At 67.4% G+C, this 10,586-nt stretch carries 12 protein-coding genes; 9 read left to right on the top strand and 3 right to left on the bottom strand.

The features are described from left to right. Positions 1–458 (top strand): Kae1-like domain-containing protein (locus tag CKO33_RS01870; protein WP_439099410.1); only part of this gene is annotated, 458 nt, incomplete at its 5' end. Beyond that, on the top strand, positions 436–699 hold the full coding sequence (locus CKO33_RS01865) for a HypC/HybG/HupF family hydrogenase formation chaperone (protein ID WP_200178714.1): 264 nt from the start codon (positions 436–438) through the stop codon (positions 697–699). The genes CKO33_RS01870 and CKO33_RS01865, both read left to right, overlap by 23 nt. Before the next feature lie 131 nt (positions 700–830). On the opposite strand, the gene metK is transcribed toward CKO33_RS01865, so the two are convergent. Genes metK through CKO33_RS01850 form a run of 3 tightly spaced genes read right to left on the bottom strand, consistent with a single transcriptional unit; the run spans position 831 to position 3,688 of the window. Continuing rightward, a complete protein-coding gene (gene metK, locus CKO33_RS01860) occupies positions 831–1,988 on the bottom strand; it encodes a methionine adenosyltransferase (protein WP_200178712.1) in 1,158 nt (385 codons plus the stop codon). Positions 1,989–2,036: 48 nt separating this feature from the next. Further along, the gene (locus CKO33_RS01855; RefSeq protein WP_200178705.1) at positions 2,037–2,873 is read right to left on the bottom strand and encodes a methyltransferase domain-containing protein; all 837 of its coding nucleotides are present in this window, start codon (positions 2,871–2,873) and stop codon (positions 2,037–2,039) included. After that, positions 2,873–3,688, bottom strand: a complete 816-nt coding sequence (locus CKO33_RS01850; RefSeq protein ID WP_200178703.1) for a glycine/sarcosine N-methyltransferase — start codon at positions 3,686–3,688, stop codon at positions 2,873–2,875. The genes CKO33_RS01855 and CKO33_RS01850 overlap by 1 nt, the downstream gene beginning before the upstream one ends. An 809-nt stretch (positions 3,689–4,497) precedes the next feature. On the opposite strand from CKO33_RS01850, the gene CKO33_RS01845 reads away from it, so the two are divergent. From CKO33_RS01845 to ispF, 7 genes are all read left to right on the top strand, one after another. Beyond that, the gene (locus tag CKO33_RS01845) at positions 4,498–5,040 is read left to right on the top strand and encodes a flavodoxin (RefSeq protein WP_200178701.1); all 543 of its coding nucleotides are present in this window, start codon (positions 4,498–4,500) and stop codon (positions 5,038–5,040) included. 140 nt (positions 5,041–5,180) lie between these two features. Continuing rightward, positions 5,181–6,842 (top strand): CTP synthase, encoded by a 1,662-nt coding sequence (gene pyrG / locus CKO33_RS01840; RefSeq protein WP_200178700.1) that lies wholly within the window; start codon positions 5,181–5,183, stop codon positions 6,840–6,842. Then, positions 6,829–7,680, top strand: a complete 852-nt coding sequence (kdsA, locus tag CKO33_RS01835) for a 3-deoxy-8-phosphooctulonate synthase (protein WP_200178691.1) — start codon at positions 6,829–6,831, stop codon at positions 7,678–7,680. The genes pyrG and kdsA overlap by 14 nt, the downstream gene beginning before the upstream one ends. 22 nt (positions 7,681–7,702) lie before the next feature. Continuing rightward, the gene (gene eno / locus CKO33_RS01830; RefSeq protein WP_200178689.1) at positions 7,703–8,983 is read left to right on the top strand and encodes a phosphopyruvate hydratase; all 1,281 of its coding nucleotides are present in this window, start codon (positions 7,703–7,705) and stop codon (positions 8,981–8,983) included. 108 nt (positions 8,984–9,091) lie between these two features. Beyond that, positions 9,092–9,388, top strand: a complete 297-nt coding sequence (gene ftsB / locus CKO33_RS01825) for a cell division protein FtsB (protein WP_200178687.1) — start codon at positions 9,092–9,094, stop codon at positions 9,386–9,388. Continuing rightward, positions 9,378–10,103 carry a 2-C-methyl-D-erythritol 4-phosphate cytidylyltransferase gene (gene ispD / locus CKO33_RS01820; protein ID WP_200178680.1) on the top strand — a complete coding sequence of 242 codons (726 nt, stop codon included), beginning with the start codon at positions 9,378–9,380 and terminating at the stop codon, positions 10,101–10,103. Before ftsB ends, ispD begins: the two co-directional genes overlap by 11 nt. After that, positions 10,100–10,582, top strand: a complete 483-nt coding sequence (gene ispF / locus CKO33_RS01815) for a 2-C-methyl-D-erythritol 2,4-cyclodiphosphate synthase (RefSeq protein WP_200178678.1) — start codon at positions 10,100–10,102, stop codon at positions 10,580–10,582. The genes ispD and ispF overlap by 4 nt, the downstream gene beginning before the upstream one ends. Positions 10,583–10,586 lie beyond the last annotated feature (4 nt).

The following is a 10,586-nucleotide window of genomic DNA, read 5'->3' as shown; positions in this document are numbered from 1 at the left end:
CCCTGCGCCTGGAGGGGCGGGCCCAGGGGCACGGGGCGATGCCGCCCCTGCCGGGGGGATGGTGCCTGCATGGCGGGGTGCTGGATTTCACCCCGCTGCTGGACTGGCTCTGCGCACCACATCGGGATGCAGGGGAGGGGGCGGCGGTGTTCCATGCCACGGTGGCCCAGGGGCTGGCGGCGTGGGTCCTGCAGACGGCCCGGGAGCGTCGGCTGGGGTGCGTCGCCCTGGCCGGTGGCTGCGTGCTCAACCGCCTGCTGATGACCGACCTGCGCACCCGTCTGGAGGAGGGGGGGCTGCGGGTCTTCGAGCCGGTGGCCCTGCCTCCCGGGGATGGGGGACTGAGCCTGGGACAGGCCTGGGTGGGGCGGTGTCATCTGCAGGAGCTGCAATGGGGCGGCGCCCACCGCTGCGTGCCCCCATCGGAGGTGCCCCATGTGCCTGGCTGTGCCGGCTGAGGTGAAGGAACGACTGCCCGGCGATCGCGCCCGGGTGGATCTGGGGGGGGTCTGCAAGACCGTGAGCACCGCCCTTCTGGAAGAGGTGTCGGTGGGGGATTATGTCCTCGTCCACGTGGGCTTTGCCATCAGCCGCCTGGACGCGGAGGAGGCCCGCCGCACCCTGGAGATGATCCGGGCCCTGGGGGCGTTGGGAGAGCCAGGGGGCGCACCTCCCACGGATCATCCTCCCCACGGCTAAAGCCGGCCCGCGCTGTAGGGGGAGCCGCCAGTACGGGCCAACGAAAAAGGGCCGGGAGAGGAAACCCCTCCCGGCCCTTGGCGATCCCGGGCCGCCCCGGGGACATCCCCGGGGCGGCGGAGTGCACGGGATCAGCGTGCCGCGGCGGCCAGCGCCTCGGCGCGGTCGGTGCGCTCCCAGGACACGCCCAGGTCCTCGCGGCCGAAGTGGCCGTAGGAGGCGGTGGGGCGGTAGACCGGCTTTTCCAGCTCCAGCATGGTGAGGATGCCGAAGGGACGCAGGTCGAAGTGCTCACGCACCAGATCGGTCAGGCGCAGTTCGTCGATCTTGCCGGTGCCGAAGGTCTCCACGGCGATGGAGGTGGGCTCGGCCACGCCGATGGCGTAGGAGACCTGCACCTCGCAGCGCTCGGCCAGGCCGGCGGCGACGATGTTCTTGGCCACGTAGCGGGCGGCGTAGGCCGCGGAACGGTCCACCTTGGACGGGTCCTTGCCGGAGAAGGCACCGCCGCCGTGGCGGGCCATGCCGCCGTAGGTGTCCACGATGATCTTGCGGCCGGTGAGGCCGCAGTCCCCCAGGGGACCGCCGGTGACGAAGCGCCCGGTGGGGTTGATGTGGAACTTGGTGTCCTTGTGCAGCCACTTGTCCCCCAGCACCGGCTTGATGATCTCTTCCATCACCGCTTCCTGCAGCTTCTTCTGGTCGATCTCGGGGTCATGCTGGGTGGACAGCACCACGGCGTCAGCGGCCACGGCCTGGCCCCCCTCGTAGCGGAAGGTCACCTGGCTCTTGGCGTCGGGACGCAGCCAGGGCAGGGTGCCGTTCTTGCGCACCTCGGCCTGACGACGCACCAGACGGTGGGAGAAGTGGATGGGGGCCGGCATGAGCACGTCGGTCTCGTTGCAGGCATAGCCGAACATCAGGCCCTGGTCGCCCGCGCCCTGATCTTCGGGGCGGGTGCGGTCCACACCCTGGTTGATGTCCATGGACTGGGCGCCGATGGAGTTGAGCACGGCGCAGGTATTGCCGTCGAAGCCCTTGTCGGAGCTGTCGTAGCCGATGTCCAGCACCACTTCGCGCACCAGATCTTCCACGTTGATGGTGGCGGTGGACTTCACCTCACCGGCCAGCAGCACCATGCCGGTCTGGGTGACGGTTTCGGCGGCGACGCGGGCCTTGGGGTCCTGGGCCAGATAGGCGTCCAGCACGGCGTCGGAGATCTGGTCCGCCATCTTGTCGGGATGGCCCTCGGACACGGATTCGGAGGTGAACAGGTAGGTTTTGCTCATGTTATTGGCTTCTCCTGGGATGGTGTTGGGATCGGGGCGGGGGATGCCTTACGCCTTGCGGAAGCGGAAGATGCCCCAGCACAGGTAGCCGGCATTGCCGCCGTCGACCCAGTGTTGCAGACCTTTCTTCATACGGCTGATGTAGTCATCGGAGATCAGGCCCTTGAGGCTGTCCTCACGGGACTCCAGCTCCTTGAGCACGCGACCGTAGTGGCGCGGCAGCTGGTGGGTGTGGTCTTCGAAACCGATCTCTTCCAGCCCCACCTTCTTCGCGGCCTCGCGGTAGAACCCGGGGGAACCCAGGGTCTCCAGATGGATGCGGTCATAGATGGGCTGCAGCTTGTCCTTGGGGGCGTCATCGGCCTGCATGGGGTCAGTGAAGATGAAGACCCCGCCGGGCTTGAGCACCCGGGCCACCTCTTCCACCACCTTGGTGCGGTTGCCGCTGTGCAGGATGGCATCCTGGGACCAGACGACGTCGAAGCTGTTGTCCTTGGCCGGGATATCCTCGAAGCTGCCGTCCCACACGTCGATGAGGTGGTCCAGCTTCTGGGCCTTGTTCATCTCACGGTCGCGCTCATTCTCCACCTCGGAGAGGTTCAGCGCGGTCACGTGGCAGCCGAAGGTGGCGGCCAGATAGCGGGCGGCGCCGCCGTAGCCGGCGCCCACGTCCAGGACCTTGGCGTCCTTGGAGGGTTCGCCCAGCAGATCGCCCATGTGGGCCACGGTGCGGCGGCTGGCGTCGGGGATCGGCTCGTCGTCGGATTCGTACAGGCCGATGTGGATGTCCTCACCGCCCCAGACGCGGAAGTAGAAGTTGTCGGCGTCTTCGCTGTTGTAGTAGTCGCGGGCGGTGGCGACGGCACCATCATACTGATTGCTCATTATTTCTCTCCCATATAGCGTTTGTCGGCCACGTGGATGAAGAAGTCCGGCTCGGCGTCGTGGTAGGTCTCCTTGAAGTCACCGAAGGTCTCGATGTTCTGGAAACCCACCTCGCGCATCAGGCGGCGTACGTAGGCCTTGCGCAGGGGGTACATGTTCAGGTGGAACACGGACTTGTCGGGGAAGGCGTAGCGGAAGCGGGCGAGGCCGTCGTCCACGTGTTCCGGGTAGACGGAAACGTTGTCGCCGCAGTAGTAGAAGGTGTGGGCGCTGGAGTAGCCGTGGTCCAGGATGGCGTCGTAGTTGCGCTGGTCCAGGATGAGCACGCCGTCGTGGTTCAGGGCGGCGTAGAACTCGGCCAGGGCCTTGCGCCGGTCGTTCTCGTTGAACAGGTGGGTGAAGGAGTTGCCCAGGCAGACCACGGCGTCGTAGCGGCCGTAGATGTCGCGGTTGAGTTCGCGCCAGTCGGCCTGGGTGGTGCGCAGGATGTGGCCCCGCTTGCGGCCGTTCTCGAAGGCCTTGACCAGCATCTCCGGGGCGCCGTCGACGCTGACCACGTCAAAGCCCGCTTCCAGCAGGCGGACGGAGTGGAAGCCGGTGCCCGTGGCCACGTCCAGCACGCGCTTGGCGCCGCGTTCCTTGAGGACGTCGATGAAGAAGCTGCCCTCGCTCTTGGCGCGGCTGTCCCAGTCGATCAGGTCATCCCACTTGTCGACGAAGGAATCCACGTATTCATGGACGTAGTTGTCGGTGTCCCGGCGCTCGGTGGGCTTGTCGCCGAAATCCTGTTCTGTGTTGGCTGTTGCGTTGGACATAGTGCTCTCCCGCCATGTGCTGTGGCTTGATGTAGGGCGTGGGGCGCAGGGCGCCCACGGTGTCGGCCACGCCGACCCCGGAAGGGTCGCGCAACCCAAGGCCGGCGCAGTCCTGCGCCGGCGATGGTGTCCGCCGTGCCCGATAATCCTTGTTGTGCTGACACGTTTTCTCGCCCGGCGAGGCTGTCCGGCCTGCGGCGGGTTACCGCGGGGACAGCGCGTCGCGAATCGGTTCTCGCGGCCGGGTCGTGGGGCACGACCGTCTGGGGCCTTCGGGTCAGGTGGCCCGAGTGCGCAGAAACCGACGGCGTATTGCTGGCAGGCGTGCCGTCCCTGACGGCACTACAAAAGAAGACGAAGACAACGTAAGCGCTCGCGCCAAAGCCCTGCCTGGTTGCGGTTTGATGCCGGTGTATGTGGCGGTCACCGTATGCACCCGTAAGGTCTTGCGCTGATGCATCCCTAATACCTTGGGGGACTTTTGCGAGGATTGCAAGTCTTGCTTGCGGATCGTCATGGGGGATTCACATCCCGGGCAGATGAAAGCGGGCCGGGATGAGGCCTGTGGCAAAGCCGACACGATGTGGCATTTGCTGCATAAGGGGCCCGTCTCACGGTGGGGTTGCCACCCATGCTGAAAGCCAGAAAAAATCAATAAATACAAATAGATGCGTGATTTATTTTTGGTTTTTCTGTAAACGGCATGATCGTTGCCCGGATGCTCCATGGAGATAATCCGATCCCCTCGGCGTCCCCGTGATGGACGCAGGTGGAGGGCCTTTGATCCCGAGAACCCATGGAGGCACGCAATGGCACATGTTGGCGTCTTTTTCGGTACCACTTCCGGAAACACGCGCAAGGTGGCGAAGATGATCCAGAAACGCTTCGGAGAGGCGTGGATCGACAAACCAAAGAACGTGAATCGCGTCACGGCGGACGAGATCGCCGCCTATGATCGCCTCATCCTCGGCACCCCCACCATGGGCTCCGGCCAGCTCCCGGGGCGGTCGGCGGACTGCGAGGAGGAGAGCTGGGAGGAGTTCCTGCCCGAACTGGAGGCGATCGACTTCTCCGGCAAGACGGTGGCCCTGTTCGGTCTGGGGGACCAGCTGGGGTATCCCGACGAGTTCGTGGACGGACTCATGGAGCTCTACGAGGTGGTGACTGAACGGGGCGGACGCGTGGTGGGGGCCTGGCCCGCACAGGGCTATACCTTCCGGCAGTCCCAGGCCCTGGTGGATGGTCATTTCGTCGGCCTGGCCCTGGATCAGGACAACCAGGGTGATCAGACCGAGGCCCGTCTCGAGGCCTGGTTGCGGCAGATTGCCCCGGAGCTGGGGCTGCCCCTGTAAATCCTGGCCCGCCGCCAGGGGGGCGGCGGGCCAGGGACGTGATCGTCCCCATGGCGCGTTGAGGGGGTATGACCCCTCTGGTATCCTTGCGTGCCATCCCGCGCACAAGCGCCGCCATTCCATTCCCCGACGATCACTTCATGACGCGATACGTTTTCATTACCGGGGGCGTGGTGTCCTCCCTGGGAAAGGGCATTTCCGCCGCCTCCCTGGGCACCATCCTCGAGGCCCGCGGCTTCCGGGTCACGCTGATGAAGCTGGACCCCTACATCAACGTGGACCCGGGCACCATGAGCCCCTTCCAGCACGGGGAGGTGTTCGTCACGGAGGACGGGGCGGAGACGGACCTGGACCTGGGCCATTACGAGCGCTTCGTGCGCATCCGCACCAGCCGCCGCAACAACTTCACCACCGGCCAGATCTACGAGAACGTCATCCGCAAGGAGCGGCGGGGGGATTACCTGGGGGGCACGGTGCAGGTGATCCCCCACATCACCGACGAGATCAAGCGCTGCATCCGCGCCGGTGCCGAGGGGACGGATATCGCCCTGGTGGAGATCGGCGGCACGGTGGGGGATATCGAGTCCCTGCCGTTTCTGGAGGCCATCCGTCAGATGGGGGTGGAACTGGGCCAGGATCACGCCCTGTTCATGCACCTGACCCTGGTGCCCTACATCGCCGCCGCCGGCGAGATCAAGACCAAGCCCACGCAGCACTCCGTGAAGGAGCTGCGCTCCATCGGCATCCAGCCGCAGGTGCTGCTGTGCCGCTCCAGCCATCCCCTGCCGGACGGGGAACGGCGCAAGATCGCCCTGTTCACCAATGTGGAGGAGCGGGCGGTCATCTCCGCGGTGGACGTGGACAACATCTACAAGATCCCCCTGTGGCTGCACTCCCAGAAGCTGGATGAGATCGTCCTGCGCAAGCTGCGCCTGGAGGAGGCCCCGCAGGCGGACCTCTCGGACTGGAAGAACGTGGTCAACGCCATGGAATTCCCCGAGGCGGAGGTGACCATCGGTATGGTGGGTAAGTACGTGGAACTCACCGAGTCCTACAAGTCCCTGAACGAGGCCCTCACCCACGCCGGCATCCACACCTCCACCCGGGTGCATATCCGCTACATCGACTCGGAGAAGCTGGAGGGGCCGGACGCGGAGGAACTGGCGGGGGTGGACGCCATCCTGGTCCCCGGTGGCTTCGGCGAGCGGGGGGTGGAGGGCAAGATCGCCGCCGTGCGCTACGCCCGGGAGCACCAGGTGCCCTACCTGGGCATCTGCCTGGGGATGCAGGTGGCGGTCATCGAGTACGCCCGCAACGTGGCGGGTCTGCAGGAGGCCCACAGTACGGAATTCAGGCCGGACACCCCGGACCCGGTGATCGCCCTGATCACGGAATGGCAGGATGCGGAGGGCAGACTGGAGCGCCGTGGCGAGGACGACGACCTGGGGGGGACCATGCGCCTCGGGGGACAGCAGGCCCTGCTGAAGGCGGATACCCTGGCCCGGCGCATCTATGGCCAGGAGGTGATCCGCGAGCGCCACCGCCACCGCTATGAGTTTAACAACCAGTACCTGGAGCGGCTGCAGGCGGTCGGGCTGGTGATCTCCGGCACCTCCATGGACGGGGCCCTGGTGGAGGTGGTGGAACTGCATGACCATCCCTGGTTCCTGGCCTGCCAGTTCCATCCCGAGTTCACCTCCACCCCCCGGGACGGGCACCCCCTGTTCTCCGGCTTCGTGCGCGCCGCGCGGCTGCAGCACGAAAAGATGCTCAACGTGGGCGAACGCCATGAAGCTTTGTGACTTCGAGGTCGGCAACGACCGGGCGCTGTTCCTCATCGCCGGTCCCTGTGTCATCGAGAGCCGGGAGCTGGCCCTGGAGACGGCGGGCCGGCTGCGGGAGATGACCCACCGCCTGGGCATCCCGTTCCTCTACAAGTCCTCCTTCGACAAGGCCAACCGTTCCTCGGTGAAGAGCTACCGGGGGCCGGGGCTGGACGAGGGGCTGAGGATCCTGGAGGCCGTGCGGGAGCAGATCGGTGTGCCGGTGCTCACCGACGTGCACGAGGACACGCCCCTGGAGGCGGTGGCCGCGGTGGTGGATGTCCTGCAGACCCCGGCCTTCCTGTGCCGGCAGACGGACTTCATCCAGCGGGTGGCGGCCCAGGGGCGGCCGGTGAACATCAAGAAGGGCCAGTTCCTGGCCCCCTGGGACATGGCCCATGTGGTGGACAAGGCCCGCGCCGCCGGCAACGACCAGGTCATGGTCTGCGAGCGCGGCGTCTCTTTCGGCTACAACACCCTCATCTCCGATATGCGCGGCCTGGCGGTGATGCGCCGCACCGGCTGTCCGGTGGTGTTCGACGCCACCCACTCGGTGCAGCAGCCGGGCGGGCGGGGGGACGCCTCCGGCGGTCAGCGGGAGTTCGTCCCGGTGCTGTCCCGGGCGGCGGTGGCCGCCGGGGTGGCCGGCCTGTTCATGGAGACCCATCCGGATCCGGAGCGGGCCCTGTCCGACGGTCCCAACGCCTGGCCGCTGCAGCGCATGGAGGCCCTGCTGACCACCCTCAAGGCGCTGGACGAAGTGGCCAAGCGCCAGGGTTTCATCGAGGATCAGGATCTGATCTCAGCCAAAGATTGAGCACACAGGGGAATCAAGACCCATGACAGACATCGTCGACATCCATGCCCGCGAAGTACTGGATTCCCGGGGCAACCCGACCGTGGAGGCGGACGTCAAGCTCGTCTCCGGGGCCAAGGGCCGCGCCGCCGTGCCCTCCGGGGCCTCCACCGGATCCCGCGAGGCCCTGGAGCTGCGCGACGGCGGCACGCGCTACTGCGGCAAGGGCGTGCAGCAGGCCGTGGGCCACGTCAACGGCGAGATCCGGGAGGCCCTCCTGGGCATGCCCTCGGACGATCAGGCGGCGGTGGACCGGCGCATGATCGAACTGGACGGCAGCGACAACAAGGGACGCCTGGGGGCCAATGCCCTGCTGGCGGTCTCCATGGCCGTGGCCCATGCCAATGCCGCGGAAAGCGGTTACCCCCTCTACCGGCACCTGGGCGGGGAGTCGGCCCACACCCTGCCGGTGCCCATGATGAACATCCTCAACGGCGGTGCCCATGCCAGCAACAGCGTGGACCTGCAGGAGTTCATGATCCTGCCGGTGGGGGCGGGCTCCATGGCCGATGCCATCCGCTACGGCGCCGAGGTCTTCCATGCCCTGAAGAAGGTGCTGGGTGGCCGCGGTCTGGCCACCACGGTGGGGGACGAGGGGGGCTTCGCCCCGGACCTGCCCTCCAACGAGGCGGCCATCGAGGTCATCCTCGAGGCCATCCATCAGGCGGGCTTCACCCCCGGGAAGGAGATCCACCTGGGTCTGGACTGCGCCGCCTCCGAGTTCTTCCGCGATGGCCGCTACGAGCTGGCCTCGGAGGGGCGCAGCCTGGATGCCGAAGGCATGGTGGACTACCTGGCCGGCTGGGTGGAGCAGTACCCCATCCTGAGCATCGAGGACGGCATGGACGAGGGGGACTGGGAGGGCTGGAAGCGGCTCACCGAGCGCCTGGGGGATCGCGTGCAGCTGGTGGGGGATGATCTGTTCGTCACCAACACCCGCATCCTGCAAGAGGGCATCGACCGGGGGATCGCCAACTCCATCCTCATCAAGCTCAACCAGATCGGCACCCTCAGCGAGACCCTGGAGGCCATCCGCATGGCCCATGATGCGGGCTATACGGCGGTGATCTCCCACCGTTCCGGCGAGACCGAGGACGTGACCATCGCCGACCTGTCCGTGGCCACCGGTGCCGGGCAGATCAAGACCGGTTCCCTGTCCCGCTCGGACCGGGTGGCCAAGTACAATCAACTCCTGCGTATCGAGGAGCACCTGGGGCAGGCGGCGCGCTACGCCGGCGTGGGCGCCTTCCGTCAGCGGGCCTGACCCCCGCCGCCCCGGGCCGCCCGGGGCGGCCCGCACCCCGCCGGGCCCGCAGGGCGGGAAGATCCACTGAGCGGGCACGCCCACGTCCCGACGCACAGGACCGCATCCATGCGATGGCTGACGGCGCTGCTGCTGGCACTGCTCCTGGGCCTGCAGTACAAATTGTGGTCCGGCGAGGGTGGCCTGCTGGAGGTGTACGAACTGAACCGGGCCCTGGAGCGTCAGCGGGCGGAAAACCGGGAATTGCACAGCCGCAACGAGGCCCTGGAGGCGGAGGTGCGGGACCTGAAGACGGGCCTGGAGGCCATCGAGGAACGGGCCCGCCGGGACCTGGGGATGATCGCCGAGGACGAGGTCTTCTTCCAGGTGGTGGACCCCGAGGACATGCGTGACGATGAACCCTGATCCGCGTTTCTGGGCGGTGATCCCCGCCGCCGGGGTGGGCAGCCGCATGCAGGCGGACCGCCCCAAGCAATACCTGCCCCTGGCGGGGGAGACCGTCATCCAGCACACCCTGGGGGTCTTTTTGCGTCATCCGGCCGTGGCCGGGGTGGCGGTGGCCATCAGCGCCGGGGATCCCTATTTCCACCGCCTCGGCATCACGGCGGACAAGCCCCTGCGGGTGGTGGACGGCGGCGCCGAGCGTTGCCACTCGGTGCTCAACGCCCTGCGGGGCCTTGCGGACCTGGCCCATCCCCAGGACTGGGTCCTGGTGCACGACGCCGCCCGTCCCTGTCTCAGTGACCGGGATCTGGAGGCCCTGATGCAGGCCCTGCGGGACGACCCGGTGGGGGGGATCCTGGCCACGCCGGTGCGGGATACCAAGAAACGCGCCACCGCCGACGGGCGCATCGCCGCCACCGTGGACCGGGCCCGGCTGTGGCGTGCCTTCACCCCGCAGATGTTCCGCCTGGACCCCCTGCGCCAGGCCCTGGAGCAGGCCCTGGCGGATGGCTTTCTGGTGACGGACGAGGCCTCCGCCATGGAGCACGCCGGGCTGGCCCCGCGCCTGGTGGAGGGCAGCGCCGAGAACATCAAGATCACCCGCCCGGAGGACCTGTCCCTGGCGGAATTCTACCTGGCCCGCCGGCGGGCACCCCACACGGAGGAGACCCCATGAACCTGCGCATCGGCCACGGTTTCGACGTTCACGCCTTCACCGAGGGGGATCACCTCATCATCGGCGGGGTGCGTCTGGAGCACGACCGGGCCTTCGCCGCCCATTCCGACGGGGACGTGCTGGTCCACGCCGTATGCGACGCCCTGCTGGGGGCGGCGGCCCTGGGGGATATCGGCCGCCACTTCCCGGACACGGACCCCGCCTACCGGGGAGCCGACAGCCGCGTCCTGCTGCGCCGGGTGGTGGAGGAGATCCATGCCCGCGGCTGGCGTGTGGGCAACGTGGACGCCACCGTGGTGGCCCAGGCCCCGAAGATGGCCCCCTATGTGGAACGCATGCGCACCCACCTGGCCGAGGATCTGGGGGTGACCCCCGCCGAGGTGAACGTCAAGGCCACCACCACCGAACGCCTGGGTTTCGAGGGACGCCGGGAGGGCATCTCCGCCCATGCCGTGGCCCTGCTCCAGGGACGGGACTGAGGGC

Source organism: Ectothiorhodospira mobilis (assembly GCF_016584115.1).
Classification (GTDB): domain Bacteria; phylum Pseudomonadota; class Gammaproteobacteria; order Ectothiorhodospirales; family Ectothiorhodospiraceae; genus Ectothiorhodospira; species Ectothiorhodospira mobilis.
The sequence above is the reverse complement of the archived record's forward strand: the minus strand, read 5'-3'. Positions and strand labels throughout refer to the sequence as shown.